This window comes from Helicobacter jaachi (genome assembly GCF_000763135.2).
Taxonomy (GTDB): domain Bacteria; phylum Campylobacterota; class Campylobacteria; order Campylobacterales; family Helicobacteraceae; genus Helicobacter_C; species Helicobacter_C jaachi.
This window is the reverse complement of record NZ_JRPR02000001.1, coordinates 579219-603901: the sequence shown is the minus strand read 5'-3', so window position 1 is coordinate 603901 and position 24683 is coordinate 579219. Positions and strand designations below refer to the sequence as shown.

General features: G+C 40.5%; 20 protein-coding genes and 1 pseudogene. 14 read left to right on the top strand and 7 right to left on the bottom strand.

The genetic code is table 11. The features are described 5' to 3' along the window. Positions 1 to 7: 7 nt before the first annotated feature. Positions 8 to 670: a Crp/Fnr family transcriptional regulator gene (locus tag LS71_RS03095; protein ID WP_034353935.1), complete on the bottom strand. Its 663-nt coding sequence runs from the start codon at positions 668 to 670 to the stop codon at positions 8 to 10. A gap of 142 nt (positions 671 to 812) precedes the next feature. Here LS71_RS03095 and mnmG point away from each other — a divergent pair, with 142 nt between their 5' ends. The 3 genes from mnmG to LS71_RS03080 all read left to right on the top strand — a co-directional run bounded on the left by mnmG (position 813) and on the right by LS71_RS03080 (position 4619). Then, the gene (mnmG, locus tag LS71_RS03090) at positions 813 to 2717 is read left to right on the top strand and encodes a tRNA uridine-5-carboxymethylaminomethyl(34) synthesis enzyme MnmG (protein WP_194145658.1); all 1905 of its coding nucleotides are present in this window, start codon (positions 813 to 815) and stop codon (positions 2715 to 2717) included. A gap of 30 nt (positions 2718 to 2747) precedes the next feature. Next, positions 2748 to 3359 (top strand): UPF0323 family lipoprotein, encoded by a 612-nt coding sequence (locus LS71_RS03085; RefSeq protein ID WP_034353932.1) that lies wholly within the window; start codon positions 2748 to 2750, stop codon positions 3357 to 3359. Positions 3360 to 3431: 72 nt separating this feature from the next. Beyond that, positions 3432 to 4619: a glutathionylspermidine synthase family protein gene (locus tag LS71_RS03080; protein ID WP_034353929.1), complete on the top strand. Its 1188-nt coding sequence runs from the start codon at positions 3432 to 3434 to the stop codon at positions 4617 to 4619. Positions 4620 to 4628: 9 nt separating this feature from the next. On the opposite strand, the gene nadB is transcribed toward LS71_RS03080, so the two are convergent. Both nadB and LS71_RS03070 read right to left on the bottom strand, forming a co-directional pair. Further along, positions 4629 to 6071: an L-aspartate oxidase gene (gene nadB, locus LS71_RS03075; RefSeq protein WP_034353928.1), complete on the bottom strand. Its 1443-nt coding sequence runs from the start codon at positions 6069 to 6071 to the stop codon at positions 4629 to 4631. Positions 6072 to 6075: 4 nt separating this feature from the next. Then, positions 6076 to 6282 (bottom strand): hypothetical protein, encoded by a 207-nt coding sequence (locus LS71_RS03070; protein WP_034353925.1) that lies wholly within the window; start codon positions 6280 to 6282, stop codon positions 6076 to 6078. Here LS71_RS03070 and LS71_RS03065 point away from each other — a divergent pair. The 10 genes and pseudogenes from LS71_RS03065 to LS71_RS03020 all read left to right on the top strand — a co-directional run bounded on the left by LS71_RS03065 (position 6274) and on the right by LS71_RS03020 (position 16510). Then, the gene (locus LS71_RS03065; RefSeq protein ID WP_194145647.1) at positions 6274 to 6729 is read left to right on the top strand and encodes a hypothetical protein; all 456 of its coding nucleotides are present in this window, start codon (positions 6274 to 6276) and stop codon (positions 6727 to 6729) included. The genes LS71_RS03070 and LS71_RS03065 overlap by 9 nt on opposite strands. Then, positions 6719 to 8590, top strand: coding sequence for an excinuclease ABC subunit UvrC (gene uvrC, locus LS71_RS03060; protein WP_034353919.1), 1872 nt, complete (start codon positions 6719 to 6721; stop codon positions 8588 to 8590). The genes LS71_RS03065 and uvrC overlap by 11 nt, the downstream gene beginning before the upstream one ends. After that, a complete protein-coding gene (locus LS71_RS03055; RefSeq protein ID WP_034353917.1) occupies positions 8590 to 10044 on the top strand; it encodes a hypothetical protein in 1455 nt (484 codons plus the stop codon). Before uvrC ends, LS71_RS03055 begins: the two co-directional genes overlap by 1 nt. A 53-nt stretch (positions 10045 to 10097) precedes the next feature. Beyond that, positions 10098 to 11546, top strand: a complete 1449-nt coding sequence (locus tag LS71_RS03050; protein WP_034353915.1) for a sensor histidine kinase — start codon at positions 10098 to 10100, stop codon at positions 11544 to 11546. Between the two features lie 2 nt (positions 11547 to 11548). Then, on the top strand, positions 11549 to 12223 hold the full coding sequence (locus LS71_RS03045; RefSeq protein ID WP_034353914.1) for a response regulator: 675 nt from the start codon (positions 11549 to 11551) through the stop codon (positions 12221 to 12223). A 166-nt stretch (positions 12224 to 12389) separates the two neighbouring features. Further along, positions 12390 to 13682 carry a transcription termination factor Rho gene (rho, locus tag LS71_RS03040; RefSeq protein ID WP_034353911.1) on the top strand — a complete coding sequence of 431 codons (1293 nt, stop codon included), beginning with the start codon at positions 12390 to 12392 and terminating at the stop codon, positions 13680 to 13682. 19 nt (positions 13683 to 13701) lie between these two features. Then, entirely contained in the window at positions 13702 to 14454 is a 753-nt protein-coding gene (murI, locus tag LS71_RS03035) for a glutamate racemase (protein WP_034353910.1), read from the top strand. Positions 14455 to 14464: 10 nt separating this feature from the next. Beyond that, positions 14465 to 14720 (top strand): annotated as a pseudogene (locus tag LS71_RS09865) (glycosyltransferase family 2 protein); the annotation flags it as partial. 156 nt (positions 14721 to 14876) lie between these two features. Beyond that, a complete protein-coding gene (locus LS71_RS03025) occupies positions 14877 to 15899 on the top strand; it encodes a glycosyl transferase (protein ID WP_238700284.1) in 1023 nt (340 codons plus the stop codon). Positions 15900 to 15952: 53 nt separating this feature from the next. Next, positions 15953 to 16510 carry an ATPase gene (locus LS71_RS03020; protein ID WP_052057930.1) on the top strand — a complete coding sequence of 186 codons (558 nt, stop codon included), beginning with the start codon at positions 15953 to 15955 and terminating at the stop codon, positions 16508 to 16510. A 37-nt stretch (positions 16511 to 16547) separates the two neighbouring features. On the opposite strand, the gene LS71_RS03015 is transcribed toward LS71_RS03020, so the two are convergent. The 4 genes from LS71_RS03015 to pheS are packed head-to-tail and all read right to left on the bottom strand — an operon-like array spanning position 16548 to position 24190. Then, positions 16548 to 18815, bottom strand: coding sequence for a PD-(D/E)XK nuclease family protein (locus LS71_RS03015; protein ID WP_034353905.1), 2268 nt, complete (start codon positions 18813 to 18815; stop codon positions 16548 to 16550). A 15-nt stretch (positions 18816 to 18830) separates the two neighbouring features. After that, positions 18831 to 20774, bottom strand: coding sequence for a transketolase (tkt, locus tag LS71_RS03010; protein WP_034353902.1), 1944 nt, complete (start codon positions 20772 to 20774; stop codon positions 18831 to 18833). 24 nt (positions 20775 to 20798) lie between these two features. Beyond that, positions 20799 to 23201 carry a phenylalanine--tRNA ligase subunit beta gene (gene pheT, locus LS71_RS03005; protein ID WP_034353900.1) on the bottom strand — a complete coding sequence of 801 codons (2403 nt, stop codon included), beginning with the start codon at positions 23199 to 23201 and terminating at the stop codon, positions 20799 to 20801. After that, positions 23201 to 24190 (bottom strand): phenylalanine--tRNA ligase subunit alpha, encoded by a 990-nt coding sequence (gene pheS / locus LS71_RS03000; RefSeq protein WP_034353970.1) that lies wholly within the window; start codon positions 24188 to 24190, stop codon positions 23201 to 23203. Before pheS ends, pheT begins: the two co-directional genes overlap by 1 nt. Before the next feature lie 142 nt (positions 24191 to 24332). Between pheS and LS71_RS02995 the strand changes: the two genes are divergently transcribed. After that, complete coding sequence (locus tag LS71_RS02995) at positions 24333 to 24674, top strand: histidine triad nucleotide-binding protein (RefSeq protein ID WP_034353967.1); 342 nt, start codon at positions 24333 to 24335, stop codon at positions 24672 to 24674. Positions 24675 to 24683: the final 9 nt, after the last annotated feature.

Genomic DNA, 24683 nt, shown 5'->3' with positions numbered 1-24683 from the left:
ACACGCACTAAATGGCAAAAGTAGCGACAAAAGCCTGCATATCGCTAATGTAAATATCACCATGTGCGTTTTTAGCGATGAGATTTTGCTGGAGCATTTTTTGCAAAATGCGGCTTAGGGTCTCAAGCTTAATGTTTAGCTCTCTAGCAATGACCTGCCTTTGTGTTTGATTAAAATATTTAGGCTGCGTGAATAGCAAATGCGCCACGCGCGCGCTACTATCATACATCTCCTTAGAATTAATAAACTGCTTAAAGACATTGCCTTTGTCGATTATGGCATAAAGCAAGGCGTTACTTACCTCAAGATTATGGTGGATAAGCTCCTGAAGTTGGGTTAAATCAAACAAAACAAGCTCGCTATCAAGCAAAGCATGCACGCTCGCAGAAGCCTCATATGGCTTAAATGCGCTAAAAGAATTAATAAGCCTATTATGCTCATTCTTACTATCTACATAGCATAAGAATAATTCATTATCATTCTTATCCATTTTGTAAAGCTCTACAAGCCCATTTATAAGAAAATATGCCGAATAGAGCAGCTCTCCCTCATAATACACAATCTCATCTTTGCTAATACACTGAAACCTTGCAATATGCGCAAGCGACTCTAAACTCTGCTCACTCATTTTAGAAAACACGCCAATATGGCGTAAAGATGCCTTTTTCATCTCCTAATCCTTAACCTCTTTTTGCGTTTGTATTTAGCCCTTTATCCCAAAGCCAAGATTTGAGCGTGAGAATATCAAAAAATAACCAAAGATAGAGTAAAATGCGCCGCGTTTTTATAAGAATTATACTTTTCTCTCAAGGATATATATGGAATATGATGTGTTGGTGGTTGGCGGCGGGCATGCGGGGCTTGAGGCGAGCATTGCTAGTGCGAAAATGGGCGCTAAGACGCATCTTGTAACAATCCTTATTCAAAATATCGCGCTAGCAAGCTGTAATCCTGCTGTTGGTGGGCTGGGCAAAGGGCATTTAGTCAAAGAGATTGACGCGCTGGGGGGCGTTATGGGTGAAATCACTGATAAATGCGGCATTCAATTTAGAATCTTAAACTCCTCAAAAGGTCCTGCTGTGCGTGGCACAAGGGCGCAGATTGATATGGATAGATACAGCATTATTGCCAAAACTATAGCCTTAAATACTAAAAATCTCACTATCTCACAAGAAAGCGTAGAATCTTTACTCTATGAGCGCGATACGCAAGGCAGGTATGTGGCGCGTGGCATTCGCACAAATCTTGGCAATACCTACTATGCTAAAAAAATTATTCTCACCACAGGCACATTTTTAAGAGGCTTAGTGCATATTGGCGAAACAAAGCTACATAATGGGCGATTTGGCGAGCCTGCTCCACAGAATCTAAGCCACTCGCTTTTAGATATGGGCTTAAAAGTAGGTCGGCTAAAAACAGGCACTTGCCCGCGCATTGATGGGCGCAGCATTGATTTTACTTGCCTTGAGGTGCATAATGGCGATGAAATCCCTCCGCACTTTAGCTTTAAAACAAAAGATTTTTCGCCTACACAGCTCCCCTGCTTTGTTACTTACACAAATGAAACAACTCATAACATCATTCGCCAAAACTTCCACCGCGCGCCGCTTTTTACAGGACAAATTGAGGGTGTGGGACCAAGATACTGCCCAAGCATTGAGGATAAAATCAATCGCTTTGCGGATAAATCTCGTCATCAGCTTTTCTTAGAGCCACAAACCAAAGAAGCGACAGAATATTACATTAATGGGCTTTCAACCTCGCTGCCAATTGATGTGCAAGAAGCAGTAATTCATAGCATACAGGGCCTAGAAAATGCACATATTACGCGCTATGGCTATGCTATTGAGTATGATTATGTAGAGCCTACAGAGCTTTATCACACGCTTGAGGTAAAAAAATGTGCAAATTTATTTCTAGCGGGGCAAATAAATGGCACAACAGGCTATGAGGAAGCCGCGGCACAGGGTATTATGGCAGGTATTAATGCTGTGTTATCACTGCAGGGCAAAAGCTTTAGCTTATCGCGCAATGAAGGCTATATCGGCGTTATGATTGATGATTTAGTGACTAAAGGCACAAAAGAGCCTTATCGTGTTTTTACCTCACGCGCGGAATATAGGCTTTTACTGCGTGAGGATAATGCGTATTTGCGCCTCTCTCCTTATGGGTATGAATTTGGTTTAATTGACAAGGCGCGCTATGAGGAAGTTATGCGCGATAGAGAGCAAATCCAAAGCATTATGCATACCTTGCAAAATCGCTACCTTACGCCCTCAAGTGAGAATCTAGCCCTTTTAGATTCTATAAATCTTGCACCCATTAGCGATAAAACGCTGCTTATTCACATTATTGGGCGCGAGGAGATAGACAATGCACATTTGCGCGCGCTTCTTGTGGCGTGTGGCATTACAGAGGCGCAAGATATAAGCGAGTGCGCACTCAAACAAATTTTTATAGAATCTAAGTATTTTGATTATATGCAAAAGCAAAAGATGCAAATTGCGCAAATGGAGCAAATGCTGCAAGTAGAAATTCCTAGAGACTTTGTTTTTGAGGGCATACCCGGACTTAGCCTTGAAGTGATTGAAAAGCTTAAAACCTTTAATCCAAAAAGCCTTTTTGAAGCGAGCGAGATTAGTGGGATTACGCCTGCTAGCCTTGATGTGCTGCATTTATATATCCATTTACATCATAAAAAAGTAGCTTTGATATAATGATATTTATTTTTTCACAAAGGAGCGATGATGAAGCATATTCGCACGATTAAAAATTATGCTATGGTGGGGGGACTTGGCGTTATGGCGATATTTGCCCTTAATGGCTGCGAGCAGGGCAAGAATAATAATGAACTCAATGCCGCACTGCAAAATAGCCAAAAAAATGGAGCATTTGTGATCATAGAGGAGCAAGCAGATGGCAGCTATAAAGTGCTTGAGGAGTATCCAAGCGAGCAAACACGCGTAGTGCTTAAAGACAAAAATGGCCAAGAGCGTATGCTCACGCAAGAGGAAGTTGATGAACTCATTAAGCAAGAGGAAGTAAAAATTGATAATGGCACAAGTGAGCTTACAAACCCTAGTGGCGGTGGTTTAGGACTTGGTGGAGCGATTTTAGCAAGTGCAGCCGGAGCGATTTTAGGTAGCTATATTGGCAATAAACTCTTTAATAATCCTAACTATCAAGCCAACGCGCAGCGCAACTACAAATCCCCTCAAGCCTATGAGCGAAGCAAAAATAGCTTTAATAATACCAAATCAACCACGAGCAGCGCAAAATCTAGTAGCGGCAAAAGCGGCTTTTTTGGTGGGAATAACACAAGCAGTGCGGGCAAGACAAATCAAAGCTATGGCGGCTAGATTCTATCCTCTTGCGTAGTTGCATACAAATTGAATGCCTGCTTTTATTTTTAGAAGACAAAAGGAGCAAATATGAAACTCTCAACACTTTCAGTCCCAAATAACGCCGCTTTAGAATCTATGGGCTTGCAATGGCACACAGATAGCGACAATAGCGCGTATGTGAGTGATGAACTTATCCACATCACACAAGATGAAGCAGAAGCATTCTATGAGGCTGGCAATACGCTCTATGATATGTATGTGGAGGCTGGAGAGTATGTGATAGAGCATGATTTATTTTTTGAGCTAGATATTCCTCCTAGCCTTATTGGCGCGATTAAACAAAGTTGGGAGGAGGATATACACTGGCATTTGTATGGGCGATTTGACTTAGCAGGCGGGCTTAATGGTAAGCCTATAAAACTACTTGAATTTAACGCTGATACGCCCACTATGCTTTATGAAAGCGCACTTTTGCAATGGGCAATCCTCAAATACAATCACCTTGATGAAAGCGCGCAATTTAATAATATCCACAATGCTTTGAGCGATAATTTTAAGCGATTAATTACTTTGAGCGAAGATGTCTCGCGCTTTGATGAGCTGTATGAGGGCTGGGGGATTTTATTTTCAAGTATGACAGATTCTATAGAGGATATTACCACCACGCGTTTTTTAGAATATATCGCTAGAGAATCTGGCTTTAGAAGCGAGTTTGCACCTATTGATAAAGTGAGCTTTTCAGCAAGTGAGGGGGTAAGCTTTGAGGGGGTGAATTATGAATTTTTATTTAAGCTTATCCCGTGGGAGAATGTCGCTATTGATGAGCCTGAACTCGCGCTTTTAATGAGTGAAATGATGCAAAATCACAATACGATTTTTCTAAATCCTGCTTATACGCTTTTATTTCAAAGCAAAAGAATGCTAAAGATTCTATGGGATTTATTCCCTAATCACCCGCTCTTGCTCCCTGCGAGCTTTGAGCCACTAGCAGATTCTATGCTGCCCTTTCATAAACAAGTGTGCAAACCCGCCTTTGGTAGAGAAGGCGCAAATGTCGCTATTAGCGATGTGCAGGGTAATATTATAGAATCTAAAGAGGGCATATACACTAATCACAAACCCCTTTATCAAGCCTTTTATGAGCTTAATGGCCACAATGGCGCATTTTATCAACCTAATGTGTTTTTTGCCTATGAATCTTGCGGGCTAGGCTTTCGCAAAGGTGGCTTAATTATTGATAATTTCTCAAAATTTGTAAGCCACTGCATTGATTAAATTTAGATTCTAATCAATGCGGAAATGCGCACCTAGACTACTTTTACGCGCAAGGGCGGATTGAATAATCTTTCTTGCTACAAGCAGGCGCAAACGCAGCATACGCCCGATATTAGATTCTAACATCACTTCAATCCCACCCAATGCAGAATCTAGCCCACTTTGTGAGCGGATAATGCCTACCTTATCCCACATAATATCGCGCAGCACATTCTTAAGCCGCACATCGCCTTCTTTTTCTAACACCTCATCGCATAGCGGAAAATGCCTAATAGGCGTATGCGTGGGATTATTTGCGATATGATTAGCTACAATTTTACCAAAGACAAGCCCTTCTAGCAGAGAATTAGACGCGAGGCGATTTGCCCCATGCACGCCATTGCAGGCACATTCACCTATGGCATAGAGGTTACTCATAGTTTTTACAAGCCCTTTTTCATCTACAGCAATGCCGCCCATTGAGTAGTGAAACGCCGGTGAAAATGGGATTTTTTCATAAGGAATATTAAGTTTAAAGGTGCTTAAATCACGATAAATATTAGGAAAGCGCCGCCTAAACCCCTCTAAATCAAAAGCGCTTAAATCTAAAAATGCTTCTTGCTTATTTTTCAAGCAATAATCCATAATCCCACGCGCCACAATATCGCGTGGGGCTAGCTCACCGCGCTTGTCATAATCAAATAAAAATCGCTTGCCATCTCTATCTACGATAATGCCACCCTCTCCGCGCACAGCCTCAGAGATAAGGTATTTTCTCGCTTGTGGATTGCTCACATAGGCTGTGGGGTGAAACTGCAGCATTTCCATATCTTGCAAAGCAAGATTATGCTCCAAAATAATGCCATGCAAATCGCTGCTTATGGTGTTAGCATTAGTGTGATACTTAAATAATCCCCCCACACCTCCGCTAGCAATAACAATATGATGAGCATATAAATTATGCAAACCTAGCTTTGTCTGCACACAAACGCCAAAGCACTTATCCTCTTCAATAAGCAAATCCACCACTTCGGCGTTTTTCCACAATGTGGCACGGAGATTGCCAATTAAGTGCGTGTGTAGATTGCGCCCTGTGGCATCGCCGCCAGCATGCACAATTCTAGCCTTTGAATGCCCGCCCTCTTTGGCATAGAGCAGCTTGCCTTGCTCATCTCTATCAAGCAAAAAGCCATTTTTGATAAGCTCACTAAGAATAGGAGCGCTCTGCTCTATAAGCATCTCTACGCATTTTGGGTTATTTAACTGCGCGCCTGCTAGGAGCGTATCTTGTATATGCAGGGGAATGTCTTTGTTATCTTTTGCGATACTAATGCCCCCTTGTGCGTAAAAAGTATTGCACTCCCATGGCTGTGATTTACATAAAATAAGCACTTTTAAATGCGGCGGTAAGGCTTGCGCGCAGTAAAGTCCAGCTACTCCTGCGCCTATAATGATTACATCATATTGTCCCATTATGCTACTCCTGTGTTTCTTGCGTGGGTGAGGGTGTAGAATCTATCCCTTGAAAAAGTATCTTTTTTTGGGTTGGATTATCCTGTGTTATTACCTCTTGAGATTGGCTTGGCGCTTGTTTGTAAAATGGCGGAGCTTTGTATCCGCAGCCGCTAAAAATAAATACTAAATATGCTAAAATCACGCTATGAAAACAAAAACTATGCAACATATATTCTCCCATCTTAAGCAGGATTATCCGCTCCTTGCCCATAAACTTTTAGAGCAAGATGAGCTAGCACGCTTTAAAAATATGTGTCTTACTCCCCTTGAAAAAGAGCAGATTCTCTTTCTTACTATAAAAAATGAGCAGCTCCTCTTTGCTTTTAAGCATCAAGCCTTGTGCGCGGAATTTAATCATTATAAACATAAACACATAATAGAGACTTTAAGGCAGCATAAACAGACTTTCCCCACACTCTCTAGCATACAAAAAATACGCGCCTATGTGCCAAGCCACATTCTAAAGCCTAAAATAGAGCTAAAAAGCATACAAAGATATTATGAGCATTCTAATGGAGAGTTTATAAATCTTGCCACAGATTCTATAATATTTGATAAAATAGAAGCCCTGCGTGTAAGCATTAAACGCCAGTGGGATAGCCAAAATGAGCAATAATGCCTACAATCTCCTAGAGCATATACGCAACTTGCCTAGCAGTGCAGGCATTTATCAATATTTTGATAAATTTGAGAATCTGCTCTATGTGGGCAAGGCAAAAAATCTCAAAAATCGCATAAAAAGCTACTTTAGCCTAACTCATAACACCATCGCTCCAAAGGCAAATTTAAGCCAGCGCATAAGCCTTATGGTGTCCCAAATTGCGCGCATTCACACGCTGCTTACTAGTAATGAGCAAGATGCGCTTATACTTGAAAATTCACTCATTAAAAGCTTAAAACCCAAATACAATATCCTCCTGCGCGATGATAAAACCTATCCATATATTTATGTCGATAAATCCCTACCCTACCCACGCTTTGAACTCACGCGCCAAGTGCTTAAATCAAATGAGATTGAGTATTTTGGTCCCTTTGTGAGCGGGGCTAGAGAGCTGCTTGAAAGCTTATATGAGACTTTGCCTCTTGTGCAGAAAAAATCTTGCCTGCATGGGAAGAAGGCTTGCATCTTTCATCAAATCAATAAATGCCCAGCTCCTTGCGAAAATAAAATTTCACCACAAGCATATGCCAAAACTATTGCTAAAGGCATTGCACTTATTGAGGATAAAAGAGAGCTTATAGATATTTTAGATTCTAAAATGCAAGCCCTTGCACAGAATCTGCAATTTGAAGAAGCCGCTAAAATGCGCGATAGAATCCACAAGATTACGCAGATGAAAAATCAATCTATAGTTGATATGCGAAGTGGCGATTATGATGTGTTTATACTCGCTGGCGTGCATTTAGATTCTATAGAATCTAAAAATACAGAATCTAACCATAAATCTGCTCAGCATTCACATATTTTAATGACGCTTTTTGTGCGCAATGGACGCATTGTCTCTAGTGATTTTGCGCTACTTCACCAAGATATACAAACCCATAATCTCCCAGAGCTTTACACACAAGCACTACTTAATCGCTACAAAATGCCCCTGCCCTTGCCTCCGCAAGAAATTTTAATCCCTTTTTTTGCATTTGATGATTTGCCCTCTTTACAAGCGCTACTCCAAAAACAAACGCAAAGTCGCCTAAAAATTATCCAACCCCAAAAGGGCAAGAAAAAAGATTTATTACTTTTAGCGCATAAAAATGCTCTTGAAATCCTACGCCTACACGCACAGCAGCATAATGAGGAGCTAAAGGCATTGCTTAATCTAAAAGAGCTTTTAGCCCTAAATCAAATTCCTTATAGTATTGAAGTATTTGATACCTCTCATCACAGCGGCGCGCACAATGTAGGCGGTATGGTGGTGTATGAAAATAATAATTTTATCCGCGCAAAATACCGCCGATATGAGCTTTGTGGTAGTGATGAATACACCCAAATGCAAGAAATGCTCTCCCGCCGCGCAAAAAGCTTTGAATCTAATCCTCCACCTGATTTGTGGCTGCTTGATGGAGGCAGGGCGCAGATAAATATAGCGCTTGATATTTTAAAAAGTGTGGGCGCAAATGTAGATGTGGTGGCCATTGCAAAAATGAAGCATAATGCTAGGGCATATCGCGCTAAGGGCAGTGCGCTTGATATATTACGCACACAAAAGGGAGAATTTAAACTAAAAGCAAATGATAAAAGATTACAATTCTGCCAAAAACTCCGCGATGAAGTGCATAGATATGCTATTAGCTATCATCGCCACAAAAAGCAAAAAGACATACAAAAGGCACAAACTATGAATGATACATCATACACCAAAGCCCAAATAAAAAGACTATTAGATTATTTTGGCACATTTAAGGCTATACAAGAAGCCTCACAAGAGCAAATTGCGCAGATTCTATCGCGCAAGCAAAATAAACCAAAAGCACAATAATGAATCGCTCTATTTATGATGAGACTTTGCGTATTTTGCATGAAAGCTTTGCGCAGCATATTAATGTGACAGAGGCTAAGCTTGCTAGTCAAAAGGCGCTATTTGAGCTATTAGAATCTAATCCGCAAATGGAAAATGACATTCGTATGGGCATTTTGCATTTTTATAATCAATGTGGGCTAGGCTGCTTTGTGCATTATGATAAACACCAATTGCAAGTTATTACGCGCATTAAAAATCCTACACACAATCTGTATGTGCAGCGCATTTATAATTTTTTAAAAGATAAAATGCCCCATTTTAATCCTAAAGCACCTGCAGATGAGGACTTTAAAGCGCTTTGTAATTTTGCAGATTCTATGCTTGATTTACAAACAAGCGCAAAAAGAGATGCGCTCAAGGCTGCATTAAGGCAGGTCTTTGGCATACAGCCGCGCGATGCGCTGTTTTTTAAAGATGGTCATCTTAAAGTTTCTCAATTTGATTATGAGATTGTAAAAATTAATAGCGAAATTCGCAAAATCAATTCTAGCTCGCATATTAATGTGCTAAATAATGATGATAAAAAAGCCCTTGATAACGCGCTTTTAACCACCAATATCCAATCACTTATCGTGCAAAATACACTTAATATTTTGCATAATGATATTGATTTAACTAGTATTGATAATTTAAGCTTTAATGAGCGCTTTAGCTTTTTTGCCATTCAAAAACTGCGCGTGTATCTTGAAAGTCTGCATATTAGTGAGGTAGATTCTCTAGCAAAGAGTATTTATTGTATGGGATTAGTGCAGAAATACGCGTGGGTGATGTTTGAAGTGGTAGCAAAGGAGCTTTTAGAACTATGCGCTAAAGATAATGCAAATGCCACAGCATTCATTGAGTTTTATAATGGCGCGCCCATTACACTACACCATGATACTTTCAAAAAGCCAAGCATTATTGATAGTAATGGTAATACCTGGACTATGCCGCGCATTAAAGAAGTGCTAAAAAATAAAATGAATGTGGAATTTGACATCGAGCGTATGCAAAAGCAAGCTGATACATTAAGCGAGCAAATCCATAGCATCACCACACAAATTGCCCAAAATGAAGCAGAGAAAAAAGAGTGTATGACAAAAGATAGCTCCTATCAAGATTTGCTAGAATCTCAAAATAGGCAGCTGCGCACTTTGGTGGATAAAAAATCGCCCAAAGAGCATATTGATGAGCTAACAAATGACATAAATGCGCTTATTCTTAATAAATCTAATGTGCTTAATCATTTAGAGCAGATACAAAGCACACTAGCAGATTTAAATAACCAACATCTTAAGCTGCTAAACTCCCAAGAGACGCTCCAAGAGCAGATTAGCTATTCACTTAAGAAAAATAAAGAGCGATTTTTGCAATATGACTTGCTCACACGCGCGCTAAGTGAGGCTTTAGCCAATGGCAGAGAGCTTGTGTAGGGCTTTAAGGGCTTAAAATTAGAGGTTAAAAATTTAAAACTAAAGGTTAGCCTATGAGAAATGTCCTTTTGCATTTTATCAATAAAACTTCCTTTCAAGCCCAAACTACTATCCTTGTATGGATTATTGTCGTGGGGTTTGCACTTGTGGCAAGTGTGGGGTTACTCGCGCTTATGGGGCTAAAAAGTGAGTTTGATATTAACGCGCCGCAAAATTACAATATGCATACGCTTAATTTACTTAATAAAACGCATAATATCTCACCAGAAAGCCTCCCTGAACTCCTTGCGATGTGGGAGCAGTATAAAATGTATAATCTTACTAAAAAACAAGATATGCCCATTAGTCAATTACGCAAATGGTATGCTAAGACCTTTAAGCCCCAAGATTATGAGCATATCCAACATCTTTTAGCCAAAGAGCAGATGATTATAGAATCTATTGATGAGGCTTTTATTAGCTTTAATGTGGAGAATATCACTGGCCTGCTTGAAGAGCAGATTCTAAACTCCTTTGATATTGCATATTTTGATAAAGATATTACCGATTCTTTATATGCTAATACCTTTATCGTGCTAGCTATTTTTATGTTTATTGTTATCGCCACAATTATTATTCTAGCGCTCTCCATTCGGCAGTCTATTAATACTAATCATTTGCTTTTAAAGCAGCTTGTAGATTCTAAAACTAAAGAGCTGCAAACACTTAATGCTAATTTGCAAAAATCTATCGAATATGAGGTGGAACAAAATCGCCAAAAAGATTTGATTATGTATCAGCAAGCGCGCCTTGCGTCTATGGGGGAGATGATACAAAATATCGCACACCAATGGCGCCAGCCGCTCAACTCACTTATGGTGCTTATTCAAAGCTTTAAAAGCAAAGTGTTGCAAAAAAAGCTTGATGATGATTTTGTGCTACAGCAAACCCAATATGGTATGAAAATTGCCACAGAAATGTCAAATACCATTGAAAATTTCCGCAATTTCTTTCGCCCTGATACAAATACAGAGCCATTTGAGCTAGCCCAAAGCATTGCAGATTCTATCGAGCTGCTTAAAGAACAGTTGAAAGAATATGCTATTAGGGTTGATGTGCAAATTAAAGCCCCACATATTAAAATTAATGGCTATCAAAACTCCTTCACACAAGTGATTTTAATCCTTATCAATAACGCCATTGACGCGCTAACACTCCAAATGCAGCAGGATAGCAATTTCAAGCACCCCCTTATAGAAATTTCGTTAGATAAGCTAGGATATAATACCACCCTTTGCGTCCGGGATAACGCTGGAGGCATTCATCTAGCAGATAAAACAAAAGTATTTGAGCCTTATTTCACCACCAAACACAAATCCGTAGGCACGGGCGTGGGATTATATATGGCAAAGCAGATTATTGAGCGGCAGCTTAATGGCAGTATTGATGTATCAAATCAACAATGGGGAAATGGATACTTTGGAGCGGCATTTATTATCCAAATACCAACACAAAAGGATTAATTATGAATCTAGAAGCACTCAATAAACTTACGATTTTATATGCTGAAGATGACGCAGATACCGCCCATCTCACAAGTATGCTACTTGAAGATTATGTAGGGCGTTTATTTGTAGCAAAAAATGGGCAAGAAGCGCTCAATCTCTTTAGGCTGCACAAAATTGATTTAGTGCTAACCGATATTCTTATGCCAAAAATGAGCGGCATTGAGCTTATTAATGCTATCCGCAGCTCAAGCACGCACCCTGATGTGCCTGTGGTGATTACCACCGCACATACAGAGACAAAATATCTCCTTGATGCCATTAGATTACGCGTAGATGGGTATATTTTAAAGCCCATTAATGTCGAGGAGCTACTCCACGCGCTTAATAAGGCTATCTTGCCATTTTTACAAGCCGATGAGCTTGCGTCTAAAAATCTGCTCATTAACGCCATTTCCACCTTTGTGGGCGGCAAAAAAATTGCCATTATTCAATTTTTACTGAATAATTGTGATGAGGATAATATTTTTTATGGCTCTTATGAGGATATTATCGCGCATTTAAATGTAAGTAAGCCTACTATTGTAAAAACTTTTAAGCAGCTCATCGACACAGGCATTTTAATTAAGATTAAAAATAAAGTGTATAAAATCCACCCCGATTTAGACCAAAATATTAAAAATAATACGCTCTAAAAGGTTAGCTCTTGACTTAAGGGCTAGTTTTGAATAAAATCCAGCTTTTTATTTCACTTTTTTAAGCTTTTTAGGGCTTTAAAAAGTTGGCTTCTATCTTAGATTCTGTAAAAAGCTTAGATTGGCTTCTTAAACTTATTAATCTTCTTTTTAACTAAGGACATTCATGGCAGATAATAAACGAACTCATACACCTGTAGAGGGCTACCAGCTAGAAGAATTGCGCACCAAAAGCATTAAGCACCTAATCAACATCGCCGAGGAAGTGGGCGTTGAAAACCCAAGCGACTACCGCCGACAGGATTTGATTTTTGAGATTCTAAAAGCTCAAGTTAATCAAGGCGGCTATATTCTCTTTTCAGGCATTTTAGAAATCACAAATGAGGGCTATGGCTTCTTGCGCGCTTTGACAGAAAGTCTAGCAGATAGTCAAAATGACACCTATGTATCCCAATCACAAATCCGCCGCTTTGCCCTTCGTAATGGCGATATTGTAACCGGACAAGTGCGCGCGCCAAAAGACCAAGAGCGATATTATGCACTGCTTAAAATCGAGGCGATTAATTATATGTCGCTTGAAGAGAATAAAAATCGCCCCCTTTTTGATAATCTAACTCCCCTATTTCCTAACCACCAGCTAAAACTCGAATATGAAAAAGACAAAGTTACAGGGCGTATGCTTGATTTATTTAGCCCTATTGGCAAAGGACAGCGCGCGCTTATAGTCGCCCCGCCGCGCACAGGCAAAACAGAGCTTATGAAAGAGCTAGCCCATGGCATTGCTAAAAATCACCCCGAAGTCGAACTTATGGTGCTGCTTGTTGATGAGCGACCAGAGGAAGTAACAGATATGGAGCGCAGCGTAAAAGGGCAGGTGTTTAGCTCCACATTTGATATGCCAGCGACTAATCATATTCGCGTAGCCGATTTAGTTATAGAATCTGCAAAGCGCAAAGTTGAAATGGGCAAAGATGTGGTGATCTTGCTAGATTCTATCACGCGTTTAGCGCGCGCTTATAATGCCGCCACGCCATCAAGCGGCAAGGTGTTAAGCGGGGGCGTTGATGCTAATGCGCTCCATAAGCCTAAGAGATTTTTTGGCGCAGCGCGTAATATCGAGCAGGGCGGCAGTCTTACTATCATCGCCACAGCGCTTATTGAGACAGGCTCAAGAATGGACGAAGTGATTTTTGAGGAATTTAAAGGCACAGGCAATAGCGAAATTGTGCTAGCGCGCAGTATCGCCGACCGCAGAATCTACCCTGCATTTGATGTGCTAAAAAGCGGCACGCGCAAAGATGATTTGCTCTTAGGCAAAGAAAATCTCACAAAAATATGGATGCTGCGCAATGTAATGCACACTATGGACGATGTGGAGGCGCTTACTTTTATTTATTCTAAAATGAAGCAAACCCAAAATAATGAAGAATTTCTAAATATGATGAACGCACAAGAGTAGCCCCAAACTAAGAGAAATAATGAAAGCAGGTGTATTTGATAGCGGTGTGGGGGGTTTAAGCGTGCTTAAAAGCCTTATAAATGCCAAACTTTTTGAGGAAATTATCTACTATGGAGATACCGCGCGCGTGCCTTATGGCGTGAAAGATAAGCAGACTATTATTCAATTTTCACTCCAAGCGCTAGAGTTTTTCGCTCCTCATCATATTGATATTCTCATCGTAGCGTGCAACACTGTGAGTGCGTATGCGCTAAAAGAAATGCAAAAGCACACTAAAATCCCAATTGTTGGAGTGATTGAGCCCGGAGTATTAGCCGTGCAGAAAAAAGTTGCCGATACAGATTCTGAAATCTTAATCATAGCCACGCGCGCTACGATTAGTTCTGGTGAGTATGAAACACGATTAAGAAAAATTGGCTTTTGGAATCTAAAAAGCCTTGCCACTGGGCTTTTTGTGCCTATAGTGGAGGAGGGATTATTTGAGGGAGAAGTGCTTGAGAGTGCTTTTAGATATTACTTTGGCGAGCTTGGTGCTGCGCCTAAGGCTATTATTCTAGGCTGCACGCATTTCCCTTTAATCGCGCCCGCACTTGATGCGTATTTCAAGCACCAAAGTATCCTTATCCACTCTGGTGAAGCAATAGTTGAATATTTAGAAAATGTTATGCACCTTACATCGCGCTATCCGCTTAAATCCTTGCAGTTTTTTGCAAGCGATAATGTCGCGCAGCTCACAAAAACAGCCAATTTGTGGCTTAATACCTCAATATAAAGGAGCATTTATGCAAGCCAAAAATCATACGCCCAAAGTCGCCATCATCGTGCCATTTTATAATGTGCAAAAATACTTAGCACAATGCTTAGATTCTATCATTAATCAAAGCTATAAGCATTTAGAGATTATTTTAGTAGATGATGGCAGTAGTGATGAGAGTGTGGCTATTGCTAGAGAATATTTTTTAAAAGATAAGCGTATTAGTCTTATTTGTAAAAGTAATGGTGGGCAAGGTAGTGCTAGAAATATAGCATTAGAATATATTGATAATGGACTAGATACAACTTTGCTTTTGCAAGAGAATAATCATTATGTATTTAAGGCTAATCTTAAAGCCAATGCATTAAGTGCTAATCATTATGCTTACACTACACAAGAAGTAATGTATTATACGGGGGGGGGGGCAGAACGAAGATTTAGTGCCTAAGCACAAGTTTAGAGAATGTGTGTCTATAGAATCTAAGTCTGTAGATTCTATAGATGTGAAACAAAATGCTAAAGATAGCAAAGATTTTATAGAATCTAAGGTTACTCAATCTACTAAGCCTATATGTTTTAAACCGCTTGATTATTCTATTAATACTTGTATGATTTTTACTCACTCCCCTACTCCTCCTTGTGATATAGATTATGTGCATTTTGTAGATTCTGATGATATGTTGAGTATAGATTGTATAGAGCAATGTATAGAATCTATAGGGGATAATGATATTGTGTGGCATGATGTGGAGTATCTGTATGAGGAGGGGATAGAAATTCAAAGCTATCCTAGTCTTTTACAATCCCTATCTATCACACAAGAGGAGGCAAATGCTAAGAGCTTTACGCCGTTAGAATTATGGAAAAATATGGATAGCTTTTCTTTTGTGCATCAAGGATTATTTGCCTTTTCTCTTACAGAAAATCTACGCTTCTCTACGCCACTAATGAATGAAGACGCACTTTTTGGCATGATACTTTTTGCCCACGCCAAAGCTATCAAAGTGGCTTCATTTTATGGATTAATCTACCGACATCACACCAATTCTGTATCCACGCATGGTGAGGCGCAAAATTTGTATCGTAAATCCTATCCTAGCTTTATGCTCCCTATGATTGTGGCATTTAATAATGATGGCTACAGCATCAAGCACTATTATTTTGGCTATTCTTGCACATTTGTGTGCTTAGGGCTTTTAAGATATATACAAAGCCCACATTTTGCACACAATAACAATGCTGCCTTACGCAAAAAACTCATTGCTTTTATGAAAGTGCGTGCCATATATGCCTTTAATACAATGATATTTGATAAAGACCCTATGCACACCAGAGAACTCCTAAAACCCCTAGAGCCATATATGCAAAAAGTGAGCCTGCCCACAAAGCTTGCCTACTTCACGCCTAGATTTTATAAACTTATGCGCACTTTGAAACGCACCCTAAAGGCTATCACATCATAAGTTTTATGAAAGTAAAATAATCTATCCTATAATGCTCTAAAAAAAGGATAATTATGCACGCAAATCTCACATCGCCCATACTAAGCGCACCCACAGCCACATTTTTTGGCGGTGTGAATGGCGCGGGAAAAACGACATTTTATTACAATGCCCTAGAGAGGGGGGAAAGCTTTGGGCATAGGATTAATGTTGATGAGATTGTAAGTGCCATAGGCAGCTACCGCAATCCAATAGACCAAATCCGCGCAGGCAAAATCGCGCTTATCCTGCGCAATGCCTGCATTACACAAAGGCAGGATTTTAATCAAGAAAGCACGCTTTGCAGTCGGGGGATATTTAGGCTTTTTAGACATTTGAGGGCAAATAATTATCGCATTCATCTTATTTTTATTCGCCTAGATTCTATCCAAACTGCCATAGAGCGCGTAAAAATACGCACAGATAAAGGCGGGCATAGCGTAGATAGCGCACTTATAGAATCTAGATTCTATAAATCACAAGCACATTTTGCAAAACTTCTCCCCTACTGCCACAGCGCCCAGATTTTTGATAATAGCACATTTGATATACACGCACGCAGCTTTACTAGGCTTCCTTTAAGCACTATTTGAGACTAAGGCTAGCCGAGCTAAATTTAATTTATAGAATCTACCTATCACACAACTCTCTAAACTCACAATAACGACATACATCGCGCCTTTCACACTGCGTAAAATATACCTCACCCTTGAATGCGCTAAGTTTTTGCAAAAGCCAATCTTGCCTCTCATACACTTCCTCATGCATCTGCCCCATTTTAATATCCCAATACCACGCGCTTATGGGATATGCAGCATATTGCGGATAATGCTCTCTAAAAGCTTGCATATACAAAATAAGTGCAAAATCAGTTGCCGTTTCTGCCTTTTGCTGCTTGGCTAGGCTTTGCTTAAAATCCTTGCGATATTTATAATCTATAATCCTAATGCCCTCATTATGTTTTTCTATCCTATCAGGGCGACCAAAGAATGTGAAACCCCCATACGCTAGCTCCATATTTTCGCCCTCAAGGCGCAAAATCTCCACTTCCGCGCCATTTTCGCGCTCAAACATACGCTTTAGCTCATATTTTAATATCTCAATTTCTGCCCTCTCATACGCGCTTACCTGCAGGCTTTCAAAAAATGCATTAGCGCGCGTAAATAGCTCATCTGCATTGAGCTGCACGCTTTGTTGCACATAAGGGCGATAGACAGATTCTAAACACGCATGGAGCAGATTGCCCATACTCGCGCTACTATTTTCACTGGGCAAATTTCTCATATATTCTTTATATTGATAAAAATATTTGCGCGGACATTCTAGAAGTGTCTTTAGCTTGCTTGGCGTTAAAGTAGGCGCTACCTCGCCTTTAGGATTATCCTCCACATATTCTAGCTTTATCCCCTGCGGCAAAAGTGCAAATAGCTCATCGCCATTTTTATGCATCTCACTTTTTATACCTAATTCCTCAAGCATAAGGCTAGGCTGGCTCTCCTCATTTTCCACATACGCCACTGCCACCTCATTAGCCGTCCTAAAAATGCCATAGTAATAATGCCTTTGTAACTGCTTTTTGTCCTGAATAGTTGGCATATTGAGCTTTTTTCTTAAGTGAGAGTTTAAAAATAAATCACTTTTTGCGCCAATGTGGGCTATTACATCTTCATTAAAATCCACTATCACCGCTTTTTTATACATAAATCCGCGAGATTCTAGCACGCCCATTACGCGTATTTTACCCCCCAAAACATCATCAATGCGGTAATGTTTCAATTCCTCAAGCAATAACTCCACCACATCACCCACTTTACACGAGCCAAAATGCGCATATTCCCACACAAAAAGCACTTCATTAGCCCGCTCCCGCACCTTTTTGCTCTCTCTATCATCAAATGCAGCAAGCAAGCTTTGTATATGCTCACATACCTGCGCATAGGGCAGCTCTACTTTAGAATCTAGGCTAGATTCTAAAGCCTTATAAGCCAATGTGTGCGTGATATCTTTCCCCATAGCAAAATTCAAATTCCGCGCCCTATCAAGCAAACTAAGATAGCTGCTAAAGCCCTCATCTGGCACAATCACCACAATATCTTGCTCACTCACGCCCTGCTTTGTCCATTCATCAATTTTTGCAAAAACTAAAGCCACTTGCGAAATGTTTAGAGCAAACTTATACACACTTATATCCGCTAAAGGTGCTAAAGGCTGCCCATACAGCTTACGCGCGCTTTTAAAATCAACGCCATAGCGATAAAAGGGCTTGCAATCTTTTAGAATCTGCGCTGGCAAAAATGGCAAAGACGCATTAAAATTATCAAGCCAAAAATGCACTTGCAGCGGCGTTATATCCGCTACTTTGGCAAGCAAACTTTGATGAATGGGATTAATAAAACCCTCAACAAATATGCAAATCTTGTCAAAATGTGCTACAAATGCTTCATTAATGCGCATTTTCGCACCTTGTGGCAAAATAAAATTATCATAATATTTCAAATCCTCTAAAGTCTGCTTGTAGCGATTTTCTAGCCACATAAGCACATGCAAATGGTCTTCATAATCTGCATAAGTATCAAGTAGTGGAATGTCTTTAATAGCCACTTGCGCTTGAGCTAGCTCATCAAAAAAGGCAAACAAAAATTGCGAAGATTCTAAAAATCCCAAAAAACTCTGCTCAAATAAAAACTTTGCCCTCTCCAACTCAAGCGCGCAATCTTTTAGAATCTGCATACTCAAAGGCAGGCGCAGCTCTTGAGGCAGCGCGCGATAATCATCAATAATCACCAATTGTGAGAAAAATTCGCCAATAAGCATACTCGGGGCTAGCAGCTCGCCCTCGTGTAGATTCTGTAATAAAGCGCGGTTAGAGCTATAAACTTGAAGCGTGGGTTTGTGCATTATAGAATCTACGCTTTAGCTTTGTTTGATAAGCTCATGTGCCACTTGCACGATATGCTCAACATTAAAGCCAAAATGCGCAAAAAGTCCCTCTCCCTGCCCTGATGCGCCAAAGCTATCCATACCAATCACCCTATCAGCCACAGCATACCATTCTAAGCCTCTTGAAGCCTCAATAGCAAGCACCGCGCTCCCTTTGCATAAATCCTGCACATAACTTCTAGGCTGCTGCAATAATAAATCAAGGCAAGGCACGCTCACCACACGCGCTTTGATATTAGATTCTATAAGCTTTTCACATGCTTTTAATGCAAGGCTTACTTCGCTCCCGCTTGCCATAAGCGTAATAAGTGCATCTTTAGTATCTTTTAAAATATACGCACCCCTTTGCACTTGATTTTTAAGAGTGGGCGTGTATGGCATAAGAATAGGCAGATTCTGTCGGCTAAGCACAAATGCGCAAGGCAGTTTAGAATCTAGCGCTACCTCCCAACACGCCACATTTTCATTAGCATCTGCTGGGCGAAATACAAGCAAATTAGGCATAGCTCTAAAATGACTAAGCTGCTCAATGGGCTGATGTGTAGCGCCATCTTCGCCCACACCAATGCTATCATGCGTCCAAATATAATACACGCACGCTCTCATAAGGCTAGAAAGCCGCACGCTAGGACTCATATAATCGCTAAAGACAAAAAATGTCGCGCAAAATGGCAAAAATAGCCCATAATTTGCCACACCATTGCAAATTGCCGCCATAGCATGCTCTCTAATGCCAAAATGCCAATTTTTCCCAAAAGGAAAATCGCGCTCATCGTGGATATGTGTGTTATTTGATGGGGCTAAATCCGCGCTCCCGCCCAAAAAGCCCTCTAATGCTTGTGAAATAGCATTTAAAATCTTGCCATTACTCACGCGCGTAGCCATACTCTCGCCCACTTCAAAAGTAGGATAAGTGATATGTTCAAATGAAGGATTGCGCATAGAATCTAGCCGCTCTTTGGCAATTTGTGGGAGATTTTCATATTGCTTATGCCATTGTTTAAAACTTAGCTCCCCGCGCTCTTTTAATAGCCCAAAGGCAAAAGCCACTTCACTAGGCACATAAAAAGATTCTGGCGGTAAGCCAAGCTTTTGCTTTGCCTGCTTAATAATCTCCTCGCCCAAAGGCGTGCCATGCGCTTTATGACTGCCCTCAAGGCTTAGAGCGTGCTTAGCAATAGTGGTGTGAGCGATAATAAGCACTGGCTTTATAGCATCTTTAGCCCTACTTAGCGCGCTATCAATCTCTAGCACATTATGCCCATCACAACTTATCACCTCAAAGCCCTGCGCCTCAAAGCGTTTGGCAACATTCTCACTCATAGCAATATTAGTCTGCCCCTCAATAGTAATGTGATTGCTATCATAAATAAGAATAAGATTTGATAACTGATGATGCCCAGCTATTGAGGCCGCCTCATAGCTTATGCCCTCTTGCAAATCCCCATCTCCGCAGAGGCAATATACATTGTGCGAGATTATCTCACGCCCAAATAGATTCTGTGCGTATTTGCCCGCCATTGCCATACCTACAGCATTTGCCACGCCCTGCCCTAGCGGACCTGTAGTGATTTCAACGCCCTGTGTGTGTCCATATTCTGGGTGTCCGGGCGTTTTAGAGCCTAGCTGCCTAAAATGCTGCAAATCCTCCATACTCACATCAAATCCCCACAAATGCAAGAGAGCATACACTAGCGCGCTAGCATGCCCACCGCTAAAAATAAGCCTATCGCGATTGAGCCAATCCACATTTGTAGGCGCTAAATTAAGATGAAAGCTTAGCACGCTTGCAATATCTGCCAATCCCATAGGCGCGCCCGGGTGTCCGCTATTTGCTTTCTGCACCATATCTGCGCACAAAAAGCCAAGTGTGTGCGACATTTTTTGCAGTAATGGCAAATCCTCTTGTGTTATCATATTTCCCTCCTTAGATTCTATAAATTAGGCGCGCAAACTCGCGCCAAAGGCACTTTCAAGTTGATTGAGTATAGCTTGCATAGCGCTACTTAGCTGCGCTTCTTGCAAAGTGGATTCAAAAGATTGCAACACTACACGTATGCTTAGAGCCATTTGGGATTTTAGCTTTTCATCATAATACACATCAATGGGATAAACATTCTGCACATACGCTATTTGCGCGCGTGCAATGGCTTCCCTTATGCGATAAAAAGGTATATTTTTATCAATTAAAATCGTTAAATCCCGCATAGATTTTTGATATTTTGAAAATTCTTGCGCCTTTTTCAGCCCAAAATCACGCATATCAAGGGCAATTTCGCATATAAAAGTCTCGCCTAGCTCCATATCCAAAGCAATTTGTGGGTGTAATTTGGCAATAATGCCCACAGGCTTATCTTTGAGATACACAAACGCACTTTGATAAGGGTGCAAGATTCTATCATCGCATAATCCATATGTGTGTAAAAGCTTTTTAGAATCTATCTCATCGCGTATATTTTGCAGCCGCACTTCCCCTATACATCGCTCAAGCACATTGGCAAAAGTGAAAAAATCCCATGCCACGCCCTTTGTATGTGGATAACACTCATCTTTATACAATCCGCTTGCCACAAAAGCGAGCTTATTTTGCTCCTCTCGATTGGCGGTATAAACGCTGCCTATCTCAAAAAGTGCGATATTTTTAAAGCCTAGATTCTCATTGCGTTTTACAGAATCTAAGAGGCTAGGGAGCATACTTGTGCGCAATGTGTTAAGCTCGCTCGTGATAGGATTGGCAATATCAAGCTCCTCTTTTAAGCACACAAAGCCAAGATTATTAAGCCTTTGAGATGAGGCAAAAACATAATGAATGCATTCTACAAAGTCATTTGCCAAAAAAGCAGCGGCTAATTTTCTTGTATTTTTATAGATGAAATATGCCTCATTAATGTTATGCGACTGCAGGCAAAGCAGCGGCGTGGAGGGGATATTATCAATGCCATAGATTCTAAGCACCTCTTCTGCGACATCTTGAATGCTTTGAATATCATGCCGATACTGCGGCACAGAAATCATAAAAAAGTTTTCATCACAAGTCGCATCAAGCTTAAAATCAAGCTTTTTTAAAATCATAGCTATTTCTTCGCGCTCAAGCTCTATGCCTATGATTTGATTAATCGCGCCAAAGGTAGTCTTAATCACCACTTCTTCGGTATTTTGCGCGATATTGTGCGAGCCAGAATATACTAGCACATCAGAGGTATTCACCATTTTTTTACATAAAAAATCAATGCCTTGCTCTAAATTAGGATTGCTCCCGCGTGTAGTGCGATAGGTAAGCTGCGCATCGCCCTTAATGCCGCGCTCATAAAGTGATTGGGCAATAAAAGTGGGACTAATGTAGCTTGCCTCAATGATAAGGATTTCAGAGCGCGTGCCAAAATAACGCTCGCCATAAGATACGCCAATTATGGAAAGCTTTTGATTGGCAAACACCGCCTCCAAGCCATTTTCATCTTTTTTAATCCTTAATTGCGCTGCTAAGCCATTATCAAGGAGAATATCCTTACTCTCGCAATCACGCAATTTGTAAGCATTTAAAATAACGCCCGTCATATAAGTGCCATATTCTAAAAAATTGCACACAATATCATCAATCAAAGTGCCATTGCGCGCTAGAGTTAGGGCAATATCAAGGGGGAGATATGCCTGCTTTACCTCTATCACGCGATAAAGCAAATGTGCTTGTATTTTTTCATCAGTGAGAATCTGCAGCACGCGCCCAAGCCCTAGCGTAATGACATTATCCATATCAATTTCATGCCGCACATGCAAATCATAACTTGTAGCAATCTCTCTTGCAATGCCTAGCACGCTTAAGCAGTCTCCGCGATTTGGCGTTACGCTCACTTCAATCACATAATCATCAAATAATGGCAAGCTCCCAAGCTCAACGCCTAGTTCCAAACGCCCAGCCGTGCTATCAAGCACCATAATGCCATCATTAATCTTTGGCAATCCTAGCTCCACGCTTGAGCAAAGCATACCGCAGCTATCCACGCCTCTAAGCTTTGTTTGCTTGATAATGAGTTCGCCATTTTTTGTATGGGGAATAACTGCGCCTTCTAGCGCTACAGCAACATATTGGTCGGCTTTTACATTACTTGCCCCGCATACAATTTGCAATGTTTGCGCACCAATGCTCACTTGACACACGCTCAACTTATCGGCATTTGGGTGCTGCGCGATAGAAATAATCTTACCCACAACGACATTTTTGGGGACACTTAGGGCATATGCAGATTCTACCTCTAGCCCGATACTGCTTAACTTCACGCATACTTCTTGCATATCAAGCGTGCTTACATTAATAAATTGCGATAAAAGATGTCTTGTAAAAATCATTAAAACTGCTCCAATACTCGTAAATCTGTCTCAAAAAAGCTGCGCAAATCATTCACTTGATGTAAAAGCATTGCAAATCGCTCTATGCCAAGCCCAAAGGCATATCCGCTCACATCTTTATATCCTACTGCGTCAAAGACTTTTTGATTTACAATCCCACAGCCTAGCACTTCAAGCCAGCCTGTGTGCGAGCATACGCGGCAACCACTTGCATGACAAAATACACAACTTATATCCACCTCCGCGCTAGGCTCTGTGAAAGGGAAAAAGCTTGAGCGAAAGCGAATACGCACATCACCAAACATATAATGCAAGAAATCCTCTAAGATATATTTAAGATTAGCAAAACTAATTCTATTTTTTTCATCAACCACTAAGCCTTCTAACTGATGAAACATAGGAGAGTGCGTCACATCATAATCCCTCCTAAAAACGCTGCCCGGGGCTATCATACGAATGGGCAATTTGCTAGCAGCCATGGTGCGCACTTGCACAGGCGAAGTGTGCGTGCGCAGTAGCATAGAATCTTTAAAGTAAAAAGTATCTTGCATATCGCGTGCAGGGTGAAATTGCGGGATATTAAGCGCCTCAAAATTATGAAAATCATCTTCTACAAGCGGTCCTGTGCTGATTGAAAAATCCATATTTACAAAAAAATCAATAATTCTATCCATAGTTTGATGCACGGGGTGTCCCTTGCTCTTTTTATGCAGCGCGGTAAAAAGGCTTGCGTCTATGGATTGTTGGATAAGATTTTCACTCATCTCTTGTTTTAGAATCTGCTCTCTTTTTGTATTTAAAGCATGCTCAAACTGCTCTTTATAGGCATTAATCTTAGTGGCAAGCGTTCTTTTTTCATCGCCCTCAAGGCTTTTAAGTAAAATAAATTGCTCTGTTAAAATGCCCTTTTTCCCCATAACCTCCACACGCAGCTCATCAAGTGCTTTTAGATTCTGTATCTGTGCTAATCTTTGTAGAATATCTTGTATCTCTAACACCGCTCCTCCCTTTCAATCAAGCTTATCCAGCCAAAATAAAAAGCGGTATTGTAGCATATTTAAAGATTATTATTGAAATAATAAGGATATAATGCGGGTTTTAAAATTTTTTAAACTTACAAAGGGGATACAAATGGCAAAAAAAAATATTTTTGAACAAATTGTTTTGGGTGAAATTCCATGCAAAAAAGTGCTTGAAAATGACCATTTCTTAGCCTTTTATGATATTAATCCTAAAGCACCTACGCACATTCTAGCTATCCCAAAAGTATGCGTAAAAGACTTCTCAAGCGCTAGCCCAAAGCTTTTGGGGGATTTATGCGCATTTGCTCAAGAAGTGGTAGAGGTTGCTGGACTTAAAAAAGATGGATATAGAATTATCACTAATTGTGGCGTAAATGGTGGGCAGGAAGTCCCACATTTACACCTACACATACTTGGCGGAGCAAAGCTAAGCTTCCCTAAACTTGCCTAGATTCTATAA